Origin of the sequence: Gallaecimonas xiamenensis 3-C-1 (assembly GCF_000299915.1) — a bacterium.
Taxonomy (GTDB): domain Bacteria; phylum Pseudomonadota; class Gammaproteobacteria; order Enterobacterales; family Gallaecimonadaceae; genus Gallaecimonas; species Gallaecimonas xiamenensis.
The window spans coordinates 37,035-59,851 of sequence record NZ_AMRI01000015.1 but is presented as its reverse complement, the minus strand read 5'-3'; the positions used below and the strand labels follow the sequence as shown (position 1 = coordinate 59,851).

Here is a 22,817-nt window from a genome sequence, read left to right as displayed (position 1 = left end):
AAAAAAAGCCCTAGTCGACGGCGGCCGGTTGGGCCGGCCATTCCGGAGACCAGTCCAGCCAGCCGTCAGGCGCCAGGGGTTCCAGAGGCAGGGGGCTGACTATGGCCTGACCGCCCCCTTGGGTGGCGAACTGGATACCGCCCTGGGCGATGCTTTGCAGGGTATTGGCCTCCACCTGGAAGCCGTCCAGGAAGCCAAAACTGGCCTTAAAGCCGGCCTTGAGCCAGAAGCGGCTGCGGCTGGTTACCCAGGCGGCGGCTTGGTCGCGGATGGCGAGGCGGATAAAGACACCGTCACCGGACGGCATCAGGCTGATATCCAGCACTTCTCCTACCGGCAGATCCCGGTACCAGACCGGGGCGCCGGGCACCAGGCTGGCTGCACTGGGAGCCGCCAGAACCACTTCCTTATGAGGGTAGAGGGCCGGGGACAGTGTGAAAGCCAGCTGCACCGGGGCTTGCTTGTCCTTTGCGGGCATCACCGCCAGATAAGTGCCCAACAGGGCGTCGAGGTGGGAGATCCCCGCCAGGGACAGACTGGGGGTAACCAGGCTGAACTGACTACCCTTGCGGCCAAAGCGCTTGGCCAGTTCCCCATCGAAGGCCAGCTGCAATTGGCGGCCGTCGTCCACGTCGGTGACCGTTTTGACTTCCCCTACCTTGTAACCCAGGTACTTGATGGGCACACCGGCCTGGATCTCGGTGTCGGCTGGCACCCAAAGCTGCACCAGAGGGCCCAGCACCAGGGCGCTGTCCTTGTCGGGATAGAGCACATGGCTGACCTTGGCCTGCTTGTTACCGGTATCGGCCAGGATGATGGAGCCGGCCAGGGCACTTTCCAGATCCGGCACCTTCACCGACAGGCCCTTGAGGCTGGCGTTAACCGATAGGGGTGCCTGCCAGTAAAAACGGGCGCGCCCATCCAATGGGATGTCTTTCCTGACGGCAATACGGATGCTGGAGGACTGGCCGCCGCTGTCCAAGCTGCTGTCCAGCACCTGGCCTACGGTGAACCCTGAGCGGCGTACCGGGGTGCCGGCGGGCAATGATTGGGGAGGGGTGGCGGTCAAGGTCAGCTGCTGCATGGGTTGGCTGCTGTCCTTGTCCAGCTCGAAAAGGCTGTTATAGGGCGCTGCCTCCTGCTGCCCGGGGCTCAGCTCGATGGCGCCTTGCCACCAGTTTTCCAAAGGCTCTGCCGACAGTTTGAACTTTTGAAAGCTGGCGTCGACCCGTAACGGCTGGGCCGAGCTGAATTGGGCATCCTTGGTGACCAGGTGCCGGTAGGCGTTTTGGATACTGAGCTCCGCATAGGCCTTGTCCCCATCCAGGTGACTGTAGATGACTTCCCCTACAGTAAAGCCCTTGTACTGGATAGGGGTGCCATCCGCCACCTTACGGGGACTCAACACCCTGACCAAGAGTTCACTGTCCGCCGGCCCCGGCAGGGGCGGAGTGTTGTGCAGCAGGTGGCGACCATCCATGCCTTGGAGCAGGCGCACATAGCGGGGGTGGAGCAGGGTTTCGACCTGCAGATCCTTAAGGCTACGCTCGGCGACCCAGGCATAGAAGGGGTCCATGGGTTGGTCATTGAACCCCAAAAGTACCCCTGAGTCGTTGCTGTCTACCACTTCTCCTATCACCTTCTGACGGGCGATGATGGGGGTGCCCTTGGGCAGGTAAGTGGGGTTTTGCAGGTTAAGGTGTACCTGGTGGTTAAAACGCCTTTCCTGGGCCAGCACAAAGCGTTGGCCGTAGTCGGCCTTGGGGGACTGACCAGGGGAGTCCATCAGCAGGCCGCCGGTCAACATGGGCACCAGGCCCTGGCTGTCCACCTTGATGCCGGACAGATCCGCTTGAACCTTGATGCCGGACACATCCTTGAAGTGGCTGTCCCGGCGCACCAGGTCGGCATAGTTTTCATTGAAGGTCAGCTGCAGCACCACGGCACCCGCTTCTTTGTCCAGGCGGTAGCTGTGCACTTCCCCTATGGGCACCCGCCGGTAATAGACGGGGGAGCCTTCCGACAGGGAACCGAGGTTGCGAAGGGCCAGTTCCACCATAAAGACGCCGTCCGGCACCGGCTCGGGGGGCGGGGTGCGCCTGGCCACAAAATGGCGCCGGCCCTTGCCGTCGCCGGGCAGCATGGCGATGTAATTGCCGGACAGCAAGGTGTCGAGGCCCGATACCCCCAACAGACTGGCCTTGGGCTTAACCAGCCAGAACTGGGTGTTTTCCTTTAACAGGGGTTCCAAGTCGCGCATGGCGCTGATGTGGGCGTTGAACTGGCCACTTTGGGCGTCAAAACTCAGGTGGCTTACCACCCCCACCTTAAAGCCCTGGTAGCGCAGTTCGGTCTTACCCGGCACCAGACCTTTGGCTTCGGGGAAAGCCAGGGTCAAGGACAGGCCCCGCTCCACAAACTGCTGATAGATGAGGTAACCCGCCAGGGCCAGGGCCACCAAGGGCACCACCCACACCAGGGAAAGGCGCTTGACCTTGCGGACGTCAGGTTTGTCCATCAGTTTGACGGCGGTTTTTTTCATCTTGGATCCATAACCAACGGGTATCGAAGCGCATGGCAGCGACCATGGTCAGCACCACTACAAGCGCAAAAGGCGTGGCCGCCGGCCCCACCTGGAACTGGGACAAAAGTCCTTGATCCACAAGGGTAACCATAATGGCGATCACGAAAATATCCAACATCGACCAGCGGCCGATGAAATGCACCAGGCGAAACAGTTTATGGGCCCGCTTGGCATCCATGGTGCTGCTGCGGCTCCAATAGAGGATCTGTCCCATCATGATGATCTTGCCGATGGGCACCACCACCGAGGCCAGGAAGACGATGGCGGCGATCACCGGGCTGCCGGCACTGTAGAGGGTGACGACCCCCGAGAAGATGGTGTCGGGGCTGGTGGAGCCAAAAGAGGTGGTATAGGTGATGGGCAGCACGTTGGCCGGCACCAGCAAGATGGTGGAGGCCAGCAGCAGCACCCAGCAAAAGCGCCTGCCGGAGGTTGGCCGGCTTTCCAGTACCTTGTGACAGCGCCAACAGTGGTGGGCGCTGGCGACACTTAAAGCATGGCAGCGGGGGCAGGCGCGCAGCCCCTTGATGGGGGTCATGGGCTGTTCGGCAATGCTCTGCCACAGCACCACCGGCCGAACGCCCTGCACCAGGGCGGCCATGGCCAGTTGCCCCAAGGTCAGGCAGGCCATACCGGCCCCCAGTTCCAGGTCCCCAAGCTCGGCCAGTTTGACCATGGACACACAAAGCCCCACCAGCAGGATATCCAGCATGCACCATTCTTTGAGATACCCCAGGGCCACCAGGCTCTGGCGGCGCATGTAACCGTCCGGTCCGAAAATCACGAACAGCAGCAACACAGACAGCAGCACCGGGGCGGCCAGGGCGCAGAAAAACACCATCAGGCTGGGGATCCACTGGCCCTCCTGGGCCAGGGTAATGATGCCCCCCAGCAGGGTGGCCTTGGTTTCTATGCCCAGCACTTCAAAATCCACCAGGGGCAGGGCCAGCAGGCCCAGACTGGCCGTCAGCAACACCAAGGCCAAGGACACCATCCAGGGCACCGCCAGGTGTGGGCCTTCGGCAATGGCACTGTTGCAACGGGGGCACCAGGCGTTGTGGCTGGTATCGAGCACGCAGCCGCTCATTTGCAGCTGGCAATAAGGGCAGACCAATTGGGGTTCGGACATGGAAGGGCCTAGACGTCGCTACCCGCGACATTAGGCCCATGCTATCTGCTCAGCGCATCCCCCTCAAGTGCTGGGGTGAGACAGACTGTCTTCATAGGCCCTTGGTATAGGTTGACGTTAACGTAAAGGGGATTTAGCCTGGGGGCAGTTAACCCAGGATACGAGGTTTGTCATGTCTCAGGGACGCCGCTTTCGCGAGCTGGTTGCCACAGAGCAGCCCCTGCAAATCGCCGGCACCATCAACGCCTACATGGCGCTGATGGCCAAAACCGCCGGTTTTAAAGCCCTTTACCTGTCCGGCGCCGGCGTGGCCAACGCCAGCTTTGGCCTACCAGACTTGGCCATCACCACCCTTAACGATGTCGTGACCGACGCCGAGCGCATTACCGGCGCCGTCGACCTGCCACTGCTGGTGGATATCGATGTGGGTTGGGGCGGCGCCTTCAACATTGCTCGCACCGTCAAGGCCATGGAAAGGGCAGGGGTAGCAGCGGTGCACATGGAAGATCAAGTGAGCCAGAAGCGCTGTGGCCACAGGCCCGGTAAAGAGGTGGTGTCCACCGCCGAGATGCAGGATCGCATCAAGGCCGCCGTTGACGCCCGCCAGGACAGCAACTTCGTGGTAATGGCCCGCACCGACGCCCTGGCCGTAGAAGGCCTCAATGCCGCCATCGACCGGGCTGCGGCCTACGTGGAAGCCGGCGCCGACATGATCTTTGCCGAAGCCATGACCGATCTGAGCCATTACGACCAGATCAAAGCTGCCGTGGGGGTGCCGGTATTGGCCAACATGACCGAGTTTGGCCAGACCGAACTCTTTCACAAGGATCTCTTAGCCCAGCACGGCGTAGACATGGTGCTCTATCCCTTGTCGGCGTTTCGCGCCGCTAATGCCGCCGCCTTCAAGGTATTCGAGGCGCTGCTGCGCGATGGCCACCAGAACGCCGTGGTGGACACCATGCAAACCCGCAGCGAGCTCTACGAGTTCCTCAACTACCACAGCTACGAGCAGAAGCTCGACGCCCTCTTCGCCAAAGACAAATAAAAAGGACGCACATCATGGTCGATAAAGCTTTGGGTGGCGCAGGCCTGCGGGGCCAGGTCGCCGGACAAACCAGCATCTGTACCGTCGGTACCGCCGGCAATGGCCTGCATTATCGCGGTTACGACATCGAAACCCTGGCCGCCAAGGCCTGCTTTGAAGAAGTGGCCTACCTGCTGCTGCGGGGCGAACTGCCCAGCCAGGGCCAACTGGCTGCCTACAAGGCCAAGCTCAAGGGCCAGCGCAAGCTGCCCCAGGTATTGTGCGAGGTGCTGGAGAAGATCCCTGCCGACGCCCACCCCATGGATGTGCTGCGCAGCGGCTGTTCGGTGCTGGGCAACCTGGAACAGGAAGGGGATTTTAGCCAGGAGATGGACGTGGCCGACCGCATGCTGGCCTGCTTCCCCGGCATCATCAACTACTGGTACCGCTTTAGCCATGATGGCGTGCGCATCGACACCGACTCCAACGCCGACAGCATCGGCGGCCACTTCCTGGCCACCCTGCACGGCAAGCTGCCCAGCGCCCTGCACGAGCAGGTGATGAACGTGTCCCTCATTCTCTACGCCGAGCACGAGTTCAACGCCTCCACCTTCACCGCCCGGGTCTGCGCTTCCACGTTGTCGGACATGCATTCGTGCGTCACCGCCGCCATCGGCTCCCTGCGCGGCCCGCTGCACGGCGGCGCCAACGAAATGGCCATGGCCATGATCGAAAACTGGCAGTCCGAAGCCGAAGCGGTGGACAGGCTCAGCGCCATGCTGGCCAGCAAGGAAAAGATCATGGGCTTTGGCCATGCGGTGTACCGCACCAAAGACCCGCGCAACGCCGTGATCAAGGAATGGTCCAAGGCCCTGGCCGACCAATTCGGCGACGACCGCCTCTATCGGGTGTCGGTGGCCACAGAGCAGTTTATGTGGGACCAGAAAAAACTGTTCCCCAACGCCGACTTCTTCCATGCCAGCGCCTACCACTACATGGGCATTCCCACCAAGCTGTTCACCCCCATCTTCGTGTGCTCCAGGGTGTCCGGCTGGACCGCCCACGTCATGGAACAGCGGGCCAACAACCGCATCATCCGCCCCTCGGCCGACTACACCGGGCCGGCCCCCAGGGACTTTGTGCCCCTGGCTGAGCGCGGTTAACCACAGGCGGCCCAAGGGCCGCCTTTATCCCCTTGGGCGGGTGGCTCTTGACAGGGGCCCAAGCCCCGCCCAGCTTCAATGCATTCTTGGTGATGGACCTTCGGCATGAACAGCCAGTACCGCAAAGCCCTACCGGGCACCGCTCTTGATTATTTCGACACCCGCGCCGCCGTCGAGGCCCTGGCCCCCGGCGCCTATGCCACCTTGCCCTATACCGCCAGGGTCCTGGCCGAAAACCTGGTGCGCCGCGCCGATCCGGCCAAGCTGGACGCCTTCTTGGGGCAGATCATCGGCCGCAAGCGCGACCTCGACTTCCCCTGGTTCCCGGCCCGGGTGGTCTGCCACGACATCCTCGGCCAGACCGCCCTGGTGGACCTGGCTGGCCTTAGGGACGCCATCGCCCAAGAAGGGGGCGACCCGGCCAAGGTCAACCCTGTGGTGCCGACCCAGCTCATCGTCGACCACAGCCTGGCGGTGGAACACGCCGGCTTTGAAAAGGACGCCTTCGAGAAAAACCGCGCCATCGAAGACAGGCGCAACGAAGACCGCTTCCATTTCATCAACTGGTGCAAGACCGCCTTTAAAAACGTCGACGTGATCCCCCCGGGTAACGGCATCATGCACCAGATCAATTTGGAGAAGATGTCTCCGGTGGTTCAGGCCAGGGACGGTGTCGCCTTCCCCGACACCCTGGTGGGTACCGACAGCCACACCCCCCACGTAGATGCCCTGGGGGTAATAGCGGTAGGGGTAGGGGGCCTGGAGGCCGAAAGCGTGATGCTGGGCCGCGCCTCCTGGATGCGCCTGCCGGACATCGTCGGGGTAGAGCTGCTGGGTAAACCGGCCCCCGGCATTACCGCCACCGACATAGTGCTGGCCATCACCGAATTTTTACGCAATGAAAAAGTGGTCGGCGCCTACCTGGAGTTTTTCGGCCAAGGCGCTGCCCACCTGACCCTGGGCGACAGGGCCACCATCTCCAATATGACCCCCGAATACGGCGCCACCGCCGCCATGTTCTCCATCGACCAGCAAACCCTGGACTACCTGCGCCTGACCGGCCGCGAGGAAAGCCAGGTAGCCTTGGTGGAAACCTATGCCAAGACGGCGGGGCTGTGGAGTGACGACCTTAACGAGGTGCAGTTCGAGCGGGTGCTGCGTTTTGACCTCTCCAGCGTGGTGCGCAACATCGCCGGCCCCTCCAACCCCCATAAAAGGGTGGCCACTGCCGACTTGGCGGCCCAGGGCATTGCCGGCAGCTGGGTAGAAGAAGAGGGCAAGATGCCCGACGGCGCCGTGATCATCGCCGCCATCACCAGCTGCACCAATACCTCCAACCCCCGTAACGTCATCGCCGCCGGCCTGTTGGCGAAAAACGCCGTCGAAAAGGGCCTGGTGCGCAAGCCCTGGGTGAAAAGCTCCCTGGCCCCCGGCTCCAAGGCGGTGCAGCTCTACCTGAAAGAGTCCGGCTTGCTGCCGTACCTGGAACAGCTGGGCTTTGGCATCGTCGCCTTTGCCTGCACCACCTGTAATGGCATGAGCGGCGCCCTGGACCCGGTTATCCAGCAGGAGATCATCGACCGCGACCTCTACGCCACTGCGGTGCTGTCCGGTAACCGTAACTTTGACGGGCGCATCCATCCCTACGCCAAGCAGGCTTTCCTGGCCTCGCCGCCGCTGGTGGTGGCCTACGCCATTGCCGGTACCGTGCGTTTTGATATCGAAAAGGACGTGCTGGGCACAGGCCCGGACGGCCAACCGGTGACCTTGAAGGACATCTGGCCGGACGACGCCGAGATAGACGCCATCATCAAGGCCAGTGTAAAGCCAGAGCAGTTCAATGCCGTGTATCAGCCCATGTTCGACCTGAAAGTGGACTACGGCCAAGCTGTAAAGCCACTGTACGACTGGCGCCCCATGAGCACCTATATCCGCCGCCCCCCTTATTGGGAAGGGGCCCTGGCCGGAGAGCGCAGCCTCAAGGGTATGCGGCCCCTGGCGCTGTTGGGTGACAACATCACCACCGACCACTTATCGCCGTCCAACGCCATCCTGGCCAGCAGCGCCGCCGGCGAATACCTGGCCAAGATGGGCCTGCCTGAAGAGGACTTTAACTCCTACGCCACCCACAGGGGCGATCACCTCACCGCCCAGCGGGCCACCTTTGCCAACCCCAAACTCATCAACGAAATGGCGGTGGTGGACGGCAAGGTGCAGCAAGGCTCCCTGGCCCGGGTCGAGCCGGACGGCAAGGTAATGCGCATGTGGGAAGCCATCGAAACCTACATGGACCGCAAGCAGCCCCTGTGCATCATCGCCGGGGCCGACTACGGCCAGGGCTCCAGCCGTGACTGGGCCGCCAAAGGGGTGCGTCTGGCCGGGGTGGAGGCCATAGTGGCCGAGGGCTTCGAGCGTATTCACCGCACCAACCTCATCGGCATGGGGGTTCTGCCCCTGCAATTCTTGGCTGGCAGCGACCGCCACAGCCTGGCCCTGGACGGCACCGAGACCTTTGATGTCACCGGCCAGCCCACCCCCGGCGCCCAGCTGACCCTGGTGGTACACCGCCGCAGCGGCGAGGTGCTGGAGGTGGCGGTGCAGTGCCGCCTGGATACCGCCGAAGAGGTGGCCATCTATCAGGCCGGCGGCGTGCTGCAGCGCTTTGCCCAGGATTTCCTGGCCGACAGCCGTAGCTAATATCAGCAGGCCGGCCCAGGGCCGGCCTTTGGGGAGTTTTCATGGCGTATCTTGCGCAACTTCGGGTGCCCGCTACTTATATGCGCGGCGGCACCAGCAAGGGGATCTTTTTCAACCTGGCGGATTTACCCGCTGCGGCCCAGCAACCGGGCCCGTTTCGTGACGCCCTGCTGCTAAGGGTGCTTGGCAGTCCCGATCCCTACGGCAAACAGATCGACGGCCTGGGCAATGCCAGCTCCTCCACCTCCAAGGCGGTGATCCTGGCCAAGGCCAGCCGCAGCGGTTTTGACGTGGATTACCTCTTTGGCCAGGTCAGCATCGACAAGGCCTTTGTGGACTGGAGCGGCAACTGCGGCAACCTGTCGGCGGCGGTGGGGGCCTTTGCCATCCACGCTGGCCTGGTCGACCCGGCCCGGCTGCCCAGCAACGGCTTGGCCGAGGTGCGTATCTGGCAGGCCAATATCCAAAAAGCCATCATCGCCAAGGTGCCCATCACCGACGGCCAGGTGCAGGAAACCGGCGACTTTGAGCTGGACGGGGTCACTTTTCCGGCCGCCGAAATCGAACTGGCCTTTGTGGACCCGGCAGACGGGGAAGGGGCCCTGTTTCCCAGCGGGCGCCTCGTCGACCAGTTGGAGGTGCCGGGGGTCGGCACCCTGGAGGCCACCCTTATCAATGCCGGCATCCCCACCGTCTTTGTACGGGCCGGCGACATAGGTTACAGCGGCACCGAGCTGCAAGAGGCCATCAATACTGACGCCGAGGCCTTGGCCCGGCTCGAGGCCATTCGCGCCCAGGGCGCCTTGCAGATGGGCCTAATCCAAAACCTGGCCGAAGCGGCCCAGCGCCAGCACACCCCGAAGCTGGCCTTTGTGGCGCCGCCGGCCAGTTACCAGGCCTCCAGCGGCAAGCAGGTTGCCGCAGCGGATATCGATCTCTTGGTACGGGCCATGAGCATGGGCAAATTGCACCACGCCATGATGGGGACGGCGGCGGTGGCCATCGCCACGGCGGCGGCCATTCCCGGCACCCTGGTCAGCGAGGCGGCCGGTGGCGGTGAGCGCCAGGCGGTGCGTTTTGGCCACCCCTCCGGCACCTTGCGGGTGGGGGCCGGTGCCCAGTACCTGGACGGCCAATGGACGGTGACCCAGGCGGTGATGAGCCGCAGCGCCCGCATCCTGATGGAAGGCTGGGTACGGGTTCCCCAGGAAGCCTTAGAAGCATGAAAAAGCCGCCCTTGGGCGGCTTTTTTACAGTTGCTGCCTGATGGCAGCCAGCATGGGACCGGCGGCCCGGTGATCCACGGCGATCGGTGTAAAAACACCATGGGATTCAAGGATCAGGGACGGAAAGCCGCTGATCCCAAGGTGGCGGGCCTTGGCAATTTCTGCCAACAGCCGTTGGCGAGTGGCTTCGCTGTCAAGGGCGCCGATAAAGGCGCCTTTATCCATGCCAAGGGCGGCTGCCAAGGCGGCCAGCACCTCGGTGTCCGAGGGGTTTTTCGCCTCCAGGTAATAGGCCTTTTGGATGGCCAGGGTCATCTGGGCTTCCAGGCCCTGGTCCCTGGCCAAGAGGGCAGCGCGGCAAGCGGGGTAGGTAGAGCGCCTGGGTTGGCAGTCTTGCCAGAAGGCAAAATTGAACTCGGTGCCCAGCTGCCCCTGGATGTGGCGCCAGATCTGTTGCAGATGCTGGGCCATGGCCTCTGCCATGGGCTGGTCGCTGTCCGGCGCCAGGCCGCCTAGGATAGGGGTCAGCTGCACATCCAAGGCCGCCAGGGCAGCTTCCAGCTCGGCTAAGGCCGGCCTGAAGGCCCAGCACCAGCTACACATGGGATCGTAGCCATACCAGAGTCGGGGTTTGTTCATTTGTGCCTCATAAAGCCATGTGATACTGCATCTTACCCTTTATGGGCCACCCATTGAGGACGTGACCTCGACTACTGGATAGGATACTGTATAAGCGTACAGTCAATCAGGAGTCATCATGGCCGTCGTTATTCAATACGTCGTGGTACGAAAGGGGATAGAGAAAATGACCTTCACCAGCAAACAGGAAGCCGATGCTTACGACAAGCTGCTCGACAGCGCCGAAGCCTTGGCCACCTTGCTGGAACAAGCCCCGGTCAATCTGGATGAGGAAGCCAGGGAGCAATTGGGCCTGTTCCTGGCCACCGAGAAGGACGCCCTGATGGCGGCCCTCAAAGGCAAGGCAACAGCGCCCAAAGCGCCTAAGGCCAAAAAGGAGACCTAATGAAAATCAAAGCGTTGGCATTGATGTTGGCAGCGGCCAGCCCCCTGGGCATGGCCATGGACAGGTATGTGTCTGTGCAAGGGGAAGCGACCCGCAGTGTGGTACCGGACCAGGTCAGCTTTTCGGTGGCCTTTAGCGCCGAAGGGCAGGACGCCGACCAGCTGCTCAAGGAAATTGAAACCAAGGCGGCGCCCTTTTTGGCCAAGCTTGGCGCCCTGGGTATCGCCGACAAGGACATTCAGGGCCATCGCTTTGAGGTATTTCCTCGCTACGACAAGGACAAGATGACAGGCCTGCGTGCCCAGCAGCGCTATCAGATCACTGTCCACGGCTTTGCCCTTTATCCCAAGGTGCTCAAGGCCGCCGTTGAAGCCAAGGCCGACCAGGTGGGCCAGGGCCAACTGGGTTATTCCCAGCAGGACCAGCTCTACCAGGAACTGTTGGCCGACGCCGTGCGCCATGCCCGTACCAAGGCCAAATTGCTGGCCGAAGCAGGGGACGCCGAACTGGGTAAACTGGTGAGCGTGGACGAGCAGGGCGGATACCAGCCCCCTGTAATGTACATGCGCACCCAGACCCTGGAAGCCAAAGGGGCGGCGGTGCAAACCGCCGGCGAGATGGACGTGCGGGCCAGTATCTCGGCCCGATTTGCCCTCAAGGACTGACGGCTGTTGTCGCATTTGGGCCTCTGTCCGGCAACGCAATGCTGGACAGGGCCTTAGCCGGTAAGTTATACCGACACCTTTACAATGGCCGTCAGGCAAACACTGAAGATCTATGAGCAATAAAGCTGCGTTTTACGCCGAACTGACCCAGATGAGCCTAGGGCTTATCGCAGGCGAGCCGGACCGGATCGCCAACCTCGCCAACATCAGCGCCCTTCTCAATGAACAATTGACCGACCTCAACTGGGTGGGTTTTTACCTGTTGCAGGGCGACACTCTGGTGTTGGGCCCCTTCCAGGGTAAGGCGGCTTGTGTGCGCATTCCCGTGGGTAAAGGGGTCTGCGGCACGGCCGTGGCCGAAAAGGCCACCCAGAGGGTTGCCGATGTCCACGCATTTCCCGGCCATATCGCCTGCGATGGCGCCTCCAATTCCGAGATAGTAGTGCCCCTGGTGGTGGACGGCGATATCATCGGCGTCTTGGATATCGACTCGCCGTCGTTCAACCGCTTTGACGCCGAAGACGAAGCGGGTCTCGATGCCCTGGTAGCTGCCCTGGGCCAAGCCCTCGGCAAGACTGGCAAATAAGCCGCCAGTCCTTTTAAAATACGCCTCTACGCGCAGGCCCCAAGGCCCGTGTATCTGGCAAAGGAATTCTCATGGAACAAACTGAAAGCTCGATCAAACTTCCCGACACTAAGGCCGTGATCGCCTTCCTGGTTGAAACCTTTCCCGCTTGCTTTACCCAGGAAGGTGAAGCTAAGCCGCTGAAAATCGGTATCTTCCAGGATCTGGCTGCGCGTCTGGACGCTGACGAGCGGGTCTCCAAGACCCAACTGCGGGTGGCCCTGCGCCACTACACCAATGCCTGGCGCTACCTGCGTTCGGTCAAGGCCGGTGTGGCCCGTGTCGACCTGGACGGCGGCGAAAGCTCCGTGGTCAGCGACGGCGAAGCCGAACACGCCAAGACCAACCTGCATGAGTCCATGCGCAAGGCTGGCGTTGACCCTGACAAGAAGCCTTACAAAAAACCGGCTGAAAAAGGTGCCCGTAAACCAAACCCGGCCGCTAGGGTCAAACCTAAAGGCAAAGCGCCGCGCCTGGACATCAACGGCCTGAAAATAGGCGATGCCGTGCGCGTGGTAGGTGGCCAAAGGCCGCTGCCCGGTACCGTTGTGGCCGTGGACAAGGATTCAGTGCAAGTACAACTGGTGACCGGCATGGTCATGCACGTTAAAGGCGAGCACCTGATTGCCGCCAAGGGGGAGTAACGCATGGTTAAGGTGATTCGAATGGCCGCGCTGGCGGCAGCCGTTGTATCGGCGCTCAGTTATGGCGTCGAGCCCAGCCAGGGCATAGGGGAATTGCCCAAGTTGGCCCCCGAAGCCCAGCACGCCACCGCTACCAAACGGATCACCACCTTGCTGCGGCGCTCCCACTACAAGCATTTCTCCCTGGACGACACCCTGTCCGGGGAGATCTTCGACCGCTTCTTGGAAAACCTCGACTACAACCGCAGCGTTTTCCTGCAAAGCGATATCGACAGCTTCCAAAAGTACCGCACCGGTATCGATGACGCCCTTATCCAGGGCGACACCCAGTTTGCCTACGATATTTACCAGGTGGCCTTAAAGCGCCGCTACCAGCGCTTTGCCTACGCCTTGTCGCTGCTGGACCAACCCATGGATTTCACCAAGGACGAGTCCTACACCTACGACAGGACAGAAGCGGCCTGGGCCAAGGACGAAAACGAGCTCAATGCCATCTGGCATGAGCGGGTCAAATACGACGCCCTCAACCTCAACATGGCCGGCAAGAGCTGGGACGAGATCAAAGAGACCCTGTCCAAGCGTTACAACAACGCCATCAAGCGCCTGACCCAGTCCCAGAGCGAAGACGTCTACCAGTTGGCCATGAACGCCTTTGCCCAGCAGGTTGAACCCCACACCAGCTACCTGTCGCCCCGCAATGCCGAGCGCTTCCAGATGGAGATGAACCTCCAGCTCGAAGGTATCGGTGCCGTGTTGCAATCGGTTGACGACTACACCGTCATCGCCTCCCTGGTCACCGGCGGCCCCGCCGACAAATCCGGTGAGCTGAAGGTCGAAGACAAGATCATCGCCGTCGCCCAGGACAAGGGCGATTTCGTGGACATCGTCGGCATGCGCCTGGACGACGTGGTAGAGCTTATCAAAGGGCCCAAAGGCTCCAAGGTGCGCCTGGAAGTGCTGCCCGGCGGCTCTGTGTCCGCCAAGCCCAAGGTGGTGACCATAGAGCGTGACAAGGTGCGCCTGGAAGACCGCGCCGCCAAGGGCGAGGTCTACTCCATTCCCTACGGCGAATACAAAGGCCAGACGGTGGGCGTGATTAACGTGCCCAGCTTCTACGTGGGCCTGTCTGAAGACGTGAAAAAGGAACTGGCCAAGCTCAAGGAGCAGGGCGTCAGCTCCATCGTCATGGATCTTCGCGGTAACGGCGGCGGGGCCCTCACCGAAGCCTCTGCCCTGACCGGCCTCTTTATCGACGAAGGCCCGGTAGTGCAGGTACGCACCGCCAGCGGCCGGGTGGAAGTGAACGGCGACGACGACGGCAAGACCAGCTACGACGGTCCCCTGACCGTGCTGATTGACCGCTACAGCGCCTCGGCCTCCGAGATCTTCTCTGCCGCCCTGCAAGACTACGGCCGTGCCCTTATCATCGGCCAGAACTCTTACGGCAAGGGCACTGTGCAGCAGCATCGCAGCCTGGGCCGCCTCTACGACCTGTTCGACAAGCCCCTGGGCCATGTGCAGTACACCATCGCCAAGTTCTACCGCATCGACGGTGGCAGCACCCAGCATAAGGGCGTTAAGCCCGACGTGTTGCTGCCCGAAGAGATCGATCCGGAGAAGGTCGGGGAGAGCACCGAGTCCAACGCGCTGCCCTGGGACCACATCGACAGGGCCGACTACCAGACCCTGGGCATGGTGGGTAACCTGGAACAGCTCAACAAGCTGCACCAGACCCGCATGACCGGCGATCCGCGTTACGCTTACATCCTGGACGACATCAAAGAGTACAACGCCCACAAGGCCGACAAGACAGTCTCTTTGAACAAGGCCGCCCGTGAGAAAGAACGGGAAGACAACGACGCCAAACGCCTAGCCCGCATCAACAGCTGGGCCCAGTTTGAAGGCAAGGCGCCGTTCAAGACCCTGGACGACGTACCCAAGGAATTCGAGCTACCGGATGTGGATCTTGCCGAAGCGGCACGGATCACCCTCGATTACATCAAACTGGGCCAATTGGCCAAGAAATGAGATAAGGCCCCGATTTTGGGGCCTTTTTTCATGCTGCATGCTCTGTTAGGGTTTAACAGAACAATAACAACAAGGAAGGCACATGCAGCAAGCCAACGCCAAGAAAGGTTCCACCCGCTGGTCAAACCGTTTCGCCTACATACTGGCGGCCACCGGGGCAGCCGTGGGCCTGGGCAACATCTGGAAATTCCCCTACATCATGGGCGAGAACGGCGGCGGCGCCTTCGTCCTCGTTTATCTGCTCTGTATCGTCTTTATCGGTGTTCCTGTGATGATGGCGGAAGTGGCCATCGGCAAGCAGGGCCGCCATACCCCTGGCCACTCGGTCAGCGACGTGGCCAAGGCCTCAGGCAAGCCTGCCTGGTGGGGCTTTGTGGGCTGGATGGGGGTGATCAGCGGTTATTTGATCCTGTCCTTTTACGTGGTGATCGCCGGCTGGGCCCTGGCCTACATCTTTAAGGCCGGGGCAGGGCAGTTTGGCAGCGGCGATCCCAAGGCGGTGGCGAATCTTTTTGCCGGCTTGACCGGCAACGGCTGGGCCCTGCTGGGCTGGACCAGCACCGTGATCCTGGCCACAGTGCTGGTGATCGGCAAAGGGGTCAAGGCGGGGCTGGAGCGGGCGGTGTCGGCGCTGATGCCGCTGCTGTTCGTGATCCTTTTGATCCTCGCCGGTTACGCCGCCAGCGAAGGGGACTTTGGCGCGGCCTTCCATTTCATGTTCGACCCGGACTTCTCCAAGCTCAGCATCAATGGCGTGGTGGTGGCCCTTGGCCATTCCTTCTTCACCCTGAGCCTGGCCTCGGGGATCATGATCATGTACGGCGCCTACCTGCCCGAAGGGGTGTCCATTGCCAAAAGCTCCCTGTGGATCGCTTTCTTCGACACCCTGGTGGCGCTCATTGCTGGCTTGGCCATCTACCCCATCGTCTTTGCCAACGGCCTCGAGCCCGGGGCCGGTCCCGGCCTTATCTTCCAGACCCTGCCCATCGCCTTCGGGCAGATGCCGGGAGGGCGCATTGTCGGCACCCTGTTCTTTATCATGCTGGTATTTGCCGCCTTTACCTCGGCCCTGGCGCTGATTGAGTCCTCTGTAGCTTGGCTGGTGGAAAAGCGCGGCTTTAGCCGTTGGGGCGCCGCCTTTGCCGCCGGCTTCGGTATCTGGCTATTGTCCCTTGGCACCATCGCTTCGGTGGCCGAGCTGCCCATCAGCCAATTTGCCATGCCCTGGGGCAAGAGCGACTTTTTCACCATGCTCGACTACTTCACCGCCAATATCGCCTTGCCCATCGGCGGCCTGCTGATCGCGCTGTTCACCGGTTGGGTGGCCAACAAGGGGTTAATGGCCGAGCTGATTGACGCCAAGGCGGTGTTCAGGCTTTGGCATCCCGTTATCAAGTTCCTGGCGCCTTTGGCCATACTGCTGGTGTTCCTGCAACTGACCGGCATCATCCAACTTTAACCCGGCAGCGGGCGGCGCCAAGCCGCCCGCCAAGAGATTCTGATGAGCACTGAACCCCGCGCCCCGTCACTCCTTGACGCCCTTATTCCGGTGGCCATTCTCGTTGCCCTGTTGGCGGCGTCCGTGAACCTGTTTCATGACGACTCCTCCTATGGGCCCAACCAGATAGCCCTGCTGCTGGCCGCCATGGCGGCGGCGGTGATTGCCCTGAAAAACGGCCACCGCTGGCGGGATATCGAGAAGGGCATCATCAAGGGCATCAGTATTTCCCTGGGGGCCTTGTTGATCCTGCTGGCCGTCGGCGCCCTGATCGGCACCTGGCTGTTGGCCGGCACCGTGCCCAGCCTTATCTACTTTGGCCTGCAACTGTTAAGCCCCGGGCTCTTCTATGCCGCCAGTTGCCTGATCTGCGCCGTGGTGTCCTTGTCCATCGGTTCCAGCTGGACCACGGCCGCTACCATAGGGGTGGCGCTGATGGGGGTGGCGGGGGGGCTGGAGCTGTCCTTGCCTATTACCGCCGGCGCCATAGTGTCCGGCGCCTATTTTGGCGACAAGTTATCCCCCCTGTCGGAAACCACCAACCTGTCGCCGGCGGTGGCGGGGTCTGAGCTGTTTTCCCATATCCGTTACATGCTGTGGACCACTGTGCCGTCCTTCGTACTGGCCCTTATTCTGTTCCTGGTGCTGGGCCTTGGTATCCATGGCCAGGCCGACCAGGCCCGGATCAGCGCCATTTTGGCGGGGCTGTCCGGCACCTTTGACATTGCCGTCTGGCACCTGACGCCACTGGCGGTGCTGCTGGTGCTGGCCATCCGCAAGATGCCGGCCTTCCCGGCGGTCTTTATCGGCGCCTTGCTGGGGGGACTTTGGGCCCTTGTCTTTCAAGGCCCGCTGGTGGCCAAGCTGGCCGGGGACGACAGCCTGCTGGCCGCCCTAAAACTGGTGTGGCGCACCCTTTATGGCGGCATCAGCGTCCAAACCGGCAACGTCACCTTGGACGAGCTGCTCTCCGGCGGCGGCATGAGCGCCATGCTCAATACCGTCTGGCTTATCATGTGCGCCATGTCTTTTGGGGCGGTGATGGAGCGCACCGGTTTGCTGCGCCGGCTGATCCAGGGATTACTGGGGGCCGCCAAGAGCGCAGGCAGCCTGATCATGGCCACCATCGGCACCTGTATCGGCGCCAACCTGCTGACCGCCGACCAGTACATGGCCATCGTCATGCCGGGGCGCATGTTCAAAGAAGAGTTTGAGCGCCGGGGGCTGGCGCCGGTCAACCTGTCCCGGGCATTGGAAGACGGCGGCACCATCACCTCGCCCCTGGTGCCCTGGAATACCTGCGGCGCCTACATGCATTCGGTGTTGCTGGTTTCCCCGGCGGACTACTTCCTTTATGCTTTCTTCAATCTCATCAACCCGGTGTTGGCGGTAATATACGCCTACCTCGGGGTCAAGATCCTGCGGTTAACCCCACCACAGCAGGACAGCAACCCATAGCATGAGCCCGGCAACGCCGGGCTCTTCGCGCAAGGAGTCCCCATGGCCAAGAAGCCTGTAAAACGCCTGTCGGATTATCGTGCCCCGGCTTTTACCGTCGAAACCCTGGATCTGTGCTTTGAGCTCCACGACACCCAGACCAAGGTCACCGCCACCAGCACCCTGAAAAGGGCAGGGCAAGACACCCTGCTGCGCCTGGACGGCGAGCATCTGGAGCTGGTGTCGTTGACCCTGGACGGCAAGGCCGTTGATCCGCGCTTTGAAGACGGCCAACTGTTGGTGGACATCAGTGCTGACAGCGCCGTGCTGGAAGTGGTGACCCTGATCAACCCCGAGGCCAACACCGCCCTCGAGGGCCTGTACAAGTCCGGCGGCGCCTTTTGCACCCAATGCGAGGCCGAAGGCTTTCGCCGCATCACCTACTTCCAGGACAGGCCCGACGTCCTGGCGGTCTACACCACCAAGGTGATTGCCGAGCAGGCCGCGTTCCCGCAGTTGCTGTCCAACGGCAACCTGGTGGAAAGCGGCGCCTTGGCAGACGGCCGCCACTTTGCCACCTGGCACGACCCCCACCCCAAGCCCTGTTACCTCTTTGCCCTGGTGGCGGGGGACTTTGATCTGTTGGAAGACAGCTTTACCACCCAGAGCGGGCGCGAAGTGCTTTTGCAGATCTTCGTGGACAAGGGGCGGCGCCTGCAGGCCCGCCACGCCATGGACGCCCTCAAGGGCGCCATGACCTGGGACGAGCAAAACTACGGCCTGGAATACGATCTGGACCGCTACATGATAGTGGCGGTGGACTTTTTCAATATGGGGGCCATGGAAAACAAGGGCCTGAACCTGTTCAATGCCAAGTACGTGCTGGCCGATGACGACACTGCCACCGACCAGGACTACGACAACATCGCCGCCATCATCGCCCACGAATACTTCCACAACTGGACCGGCAACCGCGTTACCTGCCGCGACTGGTTCCAGCTCAGCCTCAAAGAGGGGCTGACGGTGTTCCGCGACCAGCAGTTCAGCAGCGACTGGGCCGGTTCCAGCGCCACCCGCATCAAAGAAGCCCAGGTGATCCGCTCCATCCAGTTTGCCGAAGACGCTGGCCCCATGAGCCACCCCATCCGCCCCCAGGCAGTAGCGGAGATGAACAACTTCTACACCGTCACCGTCTACAACAAGGGCGCCGAAGTCATTCGCATGCTCCACGGCCTGTTGGGCAAGGCCGGTTTTCGGGCCGGCATGGATCTCTACTTCAAGCGCCACGACGGCCAGGCGGTAACCTGCGACGACTTCGTAGACGCCATGGCCGACGCCAACCAGGTGGACTTGAGTGCCTTCAAAGGCTGGTACAGCCAGTCGGGCACCCCTGTGGTAGCGGTCAAGGAAGTCTGGGAGCAGGGCCACTATGGCCTTAAGCTCAGCCAGCACACCCCGGCCACCGCCGATCAGAAAGCCAAGGGGCCGCTGCCCCTGCCTTTTGCCATCGAGCTTATCGGCCACGGCCGCCAGGTATTGCAGCTGGACGGCGCCGAGCAGATCTTTGCCCTTGGCCAGTTTGACGAAAAGCCGGTGCTGGCGCCCCTGTGCGGCTTCTCGGCCCCGGTAAAATTGGTGTTTGAGCAATCGGACGAGGAACTGGCCGCACTGATGACCTCGGCCTCCGACGGCTTTGTGCGGGTGGACGCCGCCGAGCGCCTCTTGCAGCGGCTGGTGGAAGCCTGGCTCAAGGGGGAGGAGCACCAGGCCCTTTACCTCTGGCTTGAAGCCCTGCACAACATCGCCTCCCAGCCCCTGACCGACGCCTTCTTGGAAAGTGAATTGTTCAAGGTACCAGGCCTTAGCGCCATGCAGGGTTGGTTCGATACCATCGACCTTGACGGTCTGGTGGCGGCTCGCCAGCGCCTGCGCAGCCGGGTCCAGGACCAGCTCTTTGCGGTAGTTCATGGCCGTTACCAGATGGTCAAGGACGTGCGGGAAAAAGGCGCCCGGGCCCTGGCCAACAGCCTGCTCAGCTTGCTGGCAGAGCCCCTGGCCAAGGCGGTGGAAGACCGCTACCACAGCGCCCGTAACATGACCGAACGTCAAGGGGCCCTGACTGCCGCCGTGGCCGGGGAACTCAAAGAAGCCGAGGGCTTGCTGAAGGACTTTGCCGAGCGTTTCGAAGACAACCCCCAGGTGCTGGACAAGTGGCTGATGCTGCAAGGCCAGCGGGATGGGGCCTTGAAACGGATGCCGGCCCTGACCGAGCAAGGGGCTTTCAACTGGGCCAACCCCAACCGCACCCGGGCCCTGTTCGGCACCTTTATCGCCCACAACCCGGAATGCCACAGCCCGGCCGGTTACCGCTGGCTGGAGGCGGTGCTGCCGAAGCTGGACGCCATCAACCCCCAGGCCACCGCTCGCATGGTGGGGCCCTTGCTGCAATGGCGCCGCTTTGACGCCAAGCGCCAGGCCGCCCTTGGCAAGCTCTTTGAAGGGCTAAAGGCCAACCCGGCGCTGTCGGCCGACCTGGGAGAATTGCTGGACAAGGCCCTGGCTGGCTAACCCAGCAGGCCCGGCTGAAGCCGGGCCCCTTGCCATGCGCCAATTCGTCGTTTCTTTCGCCTTCGACTACAGCGAGCTGGAGGCCGCCTACCAGCGGCCTGACAGCCGCTTGCTGGTGCGCGCCCGCTGCGGCCAGCTGCTCTCCATTCCCTTTCGCCACCTCAGGCCCTATCTCCAAGGCAGCGGCCTTCATGGCCGTTTTGCCGTGGAACTGGACTCTCAGAACCGCATCCAGCGCCTTTACCCGTTGCCTTAATCCCGCAAAATTGTTGCCAATTGTTGTCAGAGGTGTGACCTGTTATGATGCCTTGGCAGCACAGAAGTCAGTGCCATTACGGCGATAAACCCCTACATAATTCAGCATCTTGTAGCCAAAGCCTAGTTGCAGCCCCGCCTTGGCTGTTGTAAAGATGATGTTGCAGTAGTGGTCCTGCGCCATTTAAAAACAACAAATTCAACTGACCAGCAGCAATACAGGGGGAGAGTTATGAGAAAGGAGCCTCAACGCTTTGCCAGACATCCTCTGGCCATGGGCGTGACGGTGGCCTTGTTCGGCATGATGTCGATGCAGGCCCAGGCCGTCAGTTTCACATTGGGTGATGAAGATCAGGTGGAGGTGTCATTCGATTCCACCTTCTCGCTGGGCGCCAGCTGGCGCGCAGAAGATCGCAACATGGATCTTATCGGTAAAGCCAACCAGCCGCAGTTCCGCTGGACATCGCCTTACACCTATCCACAGAACGACGTTTGGATGTCCCGTGGCGCCTATTCCAACAACGGCGACAACGGCGACTTGAACTTCGACAAGTGGGATAACTTCAGCACCGTTTTCAAAGGGGTGCACGAACTCAGCATCAAGTACCAGGACTACGGCGCCTTTATCCGTGGCATGTACTTCTACGACTTTGCCCTCAATGACGGCAATTTTGCCTGGGAAAACCCGGTATCCGGTAGTAAATCCGACCCTTGCCGGGACAAGGACGCCGAAGAGCTGGCCTGTAAGGACATCCGCCTGCTGGATGCCTACGTCTACGGCGACTGGTTCTTTGGGGCCGAAGACGAAACGGTGCTGAGTGTGCGCTTGGGCCAACAGGTGGTGAACTGGGGCGAGAGCACCTTTATTCCCCACGGCCTGTCGGAGATCAATCCCATCGACGTGGGTCGCCTCAAGGCCCCCGGCGCCGATCTTAAAGAAGCCTATATCCCGGTGGGCATGTTGTGGTCGTCCCTGGCCATCAACGAAAACTGGAGCATCGAGGCCTTCTACCAGTACGACTGGGAACACATCTATATCGACTCACCCGGTACCTATTTCTCCACCAACGATTTTGCCGGTGAGGGTGGTTACTACAACAACGTACAGTTCGGTTTCGGTGGCCGGGTCGACTTGGATCTGGACGGTTTGACTGCTGCCCTGAACGCTGACCCGACTCAGTTGGCCAACCTCTTCAACTATGTGGCCCTCAAGCCCAAGGGCGGGGCAGGGGAAAGGGAGCCCGATGACGGCGGCCAATACGGTTTGAAACTGAACTGGTACAGCCCGGAACTGGGCGACACCGAGTTCGGCCTGTACTTCATGAACTACCACAGCCGCCGGCCGATCATTTCGGCGATCGCCGCCGATCCCACCAAGATCGGTTCTGACATCGCCTACATCGCCTCGCTGGGTGGTGGCTTGAACGAAGACAGCATCAACAATCTGGAGTCCTTTACCACTGGCTTCCTGGAATACCCGGAAGACATCAAGATGTACGGCTTCAGTTTCAACACCAACATCGGCACCACGGCCTTCTCCGGTGAGATAACCCACCGCCAGGACGAGCCTATCCAGGTCGATGACATCGAGCTTATCTACGCCGCCTACGCCGAGCAGCTGGCCAAGGTGGGCCGCCCGGAACTGGCCAATATCAGTCAGCTTAACCCTGTTGGCGGCGGTGATTACGGCTTTAAGGACTACATCCAGGGCTATCGCCTGGTGGACGACACCCAGGCCCAGTTCACCCTGACCCACCTGTTCGGCCCCACCCTGGGTGCCAGCTCCGTGGCGTTGGTGTTCGAAGTGGGCGGTATCAAGATCCACGACATGCCGGACCAGAGCGAACTGCGCTTCAACGGTCCCGGCACCGACCGCTCCGGCCCCATAGCGGGTAAGGAAGGCCTGGCCCTGGCGCTGCAAGACGGCGTTGAGACCAATCCCTTCCCGGACGACTTTGCCTGGGGCTATCGCGCCTTGGCCAAGTTCGATTACCCCAACGTCTTCGCCGGGGTCAACGTGTCGCCGAGGATCTTCTTCTCCCATGACGTCAAAGGGATCACCCCCGACCCCATGTTCCTCTTTATCGAGGATCGCAAACAGGCTGCTGTCGGTGTCAATTTCGACTACCAAAGCCGCTGGTCGGTGGATTTCTCCTACTCGGCATTCTGGGGCGCGGTAGGGACCACCGACCGCCTGGATGACCGGGACTTCGTCTCCCTGAGCGTCAAGTACTCGATTTAAGGAAAGCC

Annotated in this window: 17 protein-coding genes; 14 read left to right on the top strand and 3 right to left on the bottom strand. The window is 61.5% G+C overall.

Translation table 11 applies throughout. The features are described from left to right. Positions 1-10: 10 nt before the first annotated feature. Both B3C1_RS11540 and B3C1_RS11535 read right to left on the bottom strand, forming a co-directional pair. Positions 11-2,542, bottom strand: coding sequence for a PqiB family protein (locus B3C1_RS11540; protein ID WP_008484983.1), 2,532 nt, complete (start codon positions 2,540-2,542; stop codon positions 11-13). Next, the gene (locus B3C1_RS11535) at positions 2,505-3,713 is read right to left on the bottom strand and encodes a paraquat-inducible protein A (protein WP_008484982.1); all 1,209 of its coding nucleotides are present in this window, start codon (positions 3,711-3,713) and stop codon (positions 2,505-2,507) included. The genes B3C1_RS11540 and B3C1_RS11535 overlap by 38 nt, the downstream gene beginning before the upstream one ends. A gap of 172 nt (positions 3,714-3,885) precedes the next feature. Here B3C1_RS11535 and prpB point away from each other — a divergent pair, with 172 nt between their 5' ends. From prpB to prpF, 4 genes are all read left to right on the top strand, one after another. Continuing rightward, positions 3,886-4,758 (top strand): methylisocitrate lyase, encoded by an 873-nt coding sequence (gene prpB, locus B3C1_RS11530; protein ID WP_008484981.1) that lies wholly within the window; start codon positions 3,886-3,888, stop codon positions 4,756-4,758. 14 nt (positions 4,759-4,772) lie between these two features. Beyond that, complete coding sequence (gene prpC, locus B3C1_RS11525) at positions 4,773-5,900, top strand: bifunctional 2-methylcitrate synthase/citrate synthase (RefSeq protein WP_008484980.1); 1,128 nt, start codon at positions 4,773-4,775, stop codon at positions 5,898-5,900. A 105-nt stretch (positions 5,901-6,005) separates the two neighbouring features. Then, positions 6,006-8,597, top strand: a complete 2,592-nt coding sequence (gene acnD, locus B3C1_RS11520; RefSeq protein WP_008484979.1) for a Fe/S-dependent 2-methylisocitrate dehydratase AcnD — start codon at positions 6,006-6,008, stop codon at positions 8,595-8,597. A gap of 41 nt (positions 8,598-8,638) precedes the next feature. Beyond that, positions 8,639-9,823, top strand: coding sequence for a 2-methylaconitate cis-trans isomerase PrpF (gene prpF, locus B3C1_RS11515; protein ID WP_008484978.1), 1,185 nt, complete (start codon positions 8,639-8,641; stop codon positions 9,821-9,823). A 24-nt stretch (positions 9,824-9,847) separates the two neighbouring features. On the opposite strand, the gene B3C1_RS11510 is transcribed toward prpF, so the two are convergent. Then, positions 9,848-10,462: a DsbA family protein gene (locus B3C1_RS11510; RefSeq protein ID WP_008484975.1), complete on the bottom strand. Its 615-nt coding sequence runs from the start codon at positions 10,460-10,462 to the stop codon at positions 9,848-9,850. Positions 10,463-10,580: 118 nt separating this feature from the next. Between B3C1_RS11510 and B3C1_RS11505 the strand changes: the two genes are divergently transcribed. From B3C1_RS11505 to B3C1_RS11460, 10 genes are all read left to right on the top strand, one after another. Next, the gene (locus B3C1_RS11505) at positions 10,581-10,847 is read left to right on the top strand and encodes a YebG family protein (RefSeq protein ID WP_035481974.1); all 267 of its coding nucleotides are present in this window, start codon (positions 10,581-10,583) and stop codon (positions 10,845-10,847) included. After that, positions 10,847-11,512 carry an SIMPL domain-containing protein gene (locus tag B3C1_RS11500; protein ID WP_008484973.1) on the top strand — a complete coding sequence of 222 codons (666 nt, stop codon included), beginning with the start codon at positions 10,847-10,849 and terminating at the stop codon, positions 11,510-11,512. The genes B3C1_RS11505 and B3C1_RS11500 overlap by 1 nt, the downstream gene beginning before the upstream one ends. 112 nt (positions 11,513-11,624) lie before the next feature. Beyond that, on the top strand, positions 11,625-12,098 hold the full coding sequence (locus tag B3C1_RS11495) for a GAF domain-containing protein (protein ID WP_008484972.1): 474 nt from the start codon (positions 11,625-11,627) through the stop codon (positions 12,096-12,098). Between the two features lie 71 nt (positions 12,099-12,169). Then, positions 12,170-12,781, top strand: a complete 612-nt coding sequence (gene proQ, locus B3C1_RS11490) for an RNA chaperone ProQ (RefSeq protein ID WP_008484971.1) — start codon at positions 12,170-12,172, stop codon at positions 12,779-12,781. A gap of 3 nt (positions 12,782-12,784) precedes the next feature. Continuing rightward, positions 12,785-14,809, top strand: a complete 2,025-nt coding sequence (gene prc / locus B3C1_RS11485) for a carboxy terminal-processing peptidase (protein WP_035481971.1) — start codon at positions 12,785-12,787, stop codon at positions 14,807-14,809. 82 nt (positions 14,810-14,891) lie between these two features. Then, positions 14,892-16,268 (top strand): sodium-dependent transporter, encoded by a 1,377-nt coding sequence (locus tag B3C1_RS11480; RefSeq protein WP_008484968.1) that lies wholly within the window; start codon positions 14,892-14,894, stop codon positions 16,266-16,268. 42 nt (positions 16,269-16,310) lie between these two features. After that, on the top strand, positions 16,311-17,765 hold the full coding sequence (gene nhaC, locus B3C1_RS11475; RefSeq protein WP_008484967.1) for a Na+/H+ antiporter NhaC: 1,455 nt from the start codon (positions 16,311-16,313) through the stop codon (positions 17,763-17,765). Between the two features lie 42 nt (positions 17,766-17,807). Further along, entirely contained in the window at positions 17,808-20,312 is a 2,505-nt protein-coding gene (gene pepN, locus B3C1_RS11470; RefSeq protein ID WP_008484966.1) for an aminopeptidase N, read from the top strand. A gap of 34 nt (positions 20,313-20,346) precedes the next feature. Further along, positions 20,347-20,568, top strand: coding sequence for a DUF2835 family protein (locus tag B3C1_RS11465; RefSeq protein ID WP_008484965.1), 222 nt, complete (start codon positions 20,347-20,349; stop codon positions 20,566-20,568). 231 nt (positions 20,569-20,799) lie between these two features. Next, positions 20,800-22,809, top strand: coding sequence for a DUF1302 domain-containing protein (locus tag B3C1_RS11460; RefSeq protein WP_008484963.1), 2,010 nt, complete (start codon positions 20,800-20,802; stop codon positions 22,807-22,809). Positions 22,810-22,817 lie beyond the last annotated feature (8 nt).

Coding starts and splice junctions, on each gene's coding strand:
- B3C1_RS11535 (WP_008484982.1), bottom strand. CDS start 3,713: ATGTCCGAACCCCAATTGGTCTGCCCTTATTGCCAGCTGCAAATGAGC.
- proQ (WP_008484971.1), top strand. CDS start 12,170: ATGGAACAAACTGAAAGCTCGATCAAACTTCCCGACACTAAGGCCGTG.
- nhaC (WP_008484967.1), top strand. CDS start 16,311: ATGAGCACTGAACCCCGCGCCCCGTCACTCCTTGACGCCCTTATTCCG.
- B3C1_RS11465 (WP_008484965.1), top strand. CDS start 20,347: ATGCGCCAATTCGTCGTTTCTTTCGCCTTCGACTACAGCGAGCTGGAG.
- prc (WP_035481971.1), top strand. CDS start 12,785: ATGGTTAAGGTGATTCGAATGGCCGCGCTGGCGGCAGCCGTTGTATCG.
- B3C1_RS11505 (WP_035481974.1), top strand. CDS start 10,581: ATGGCCGTCGTTATTCAATACGTCGTGGTACGAAAGGGGATAGAGAAA.
- B3C1_RS11500 (WP_008484973.1), top strand. CDS start 10,847: ATGAAAATCAAAGCGTTGGCATTGATGTTGGCAGCGGCCAGCCCCCTG.
- prpB (WP_008484981.1), top strand. CDS start 3,886: ATGTCTCAGGGACGCCGCTTTCGCGAGCTGGTTGCCACAGAGCAGCCC.
- B3C1_RS11460 (WP_008484963.1), top strand. CDS start 20,800: ATGAGAAAGGAGCCTCAACGCTTTGCCAGACATCCTCTGGCCATGGGC.
- B3C1_RS11480 (WP_008484968.1), top strand. CDS start 14,892: ATGCAGCAAGCCAACGCCAAGAAAGGTTCCACCCGCTGGTCAAACCGT.
- B3C1_RS11540 (WP_008484983.1), bottom strand. CDS start 2,542: ATGAAAAAAACCGCCGTCAAACTGATGGACAAACCTGACGTCCGCAAG.
- prpF (WP_008484978.1), top strand. CDS start 8,639: ATGGCGTATCTTGCGCAACTTCGGGTGCCCGCTACTTATATGCGCGGC.
- pepN (WP_008484966.1), top strand. CDS start 17,808: ATGGCCAAGAAGCCTGTAAAACGCCTGTCGGATTATCGTGCCCCGGCT.
- acnD (WP_008484979.1), top strand. CDS start 6,006: ATGAACAGCCAGTACCGCAAAGCCCTACCGGGCACCGCTCTTGATTAT.
- prpC (WP_008484980.1), top strand. CDS start 4,773: ATGGTCGATAAAGCTTTGGGTGGCGCAGGCCTGCGGGGCCAGGTCGCC.
- B3C1_RS11495 (WP_008484972.1), top strand. CDS start 11,625: ATGAGCAATAAAGCTGCGTTTTACGCCGAACTGACCCAGATGAGCCTA.
- B3C1_RS11510 (WP_008484975.1), bottom strand. CDS start 10,462: ATGAACAAACCCCGACTCTGGTATGGCTACGATCCCATGTGTAGCTGG.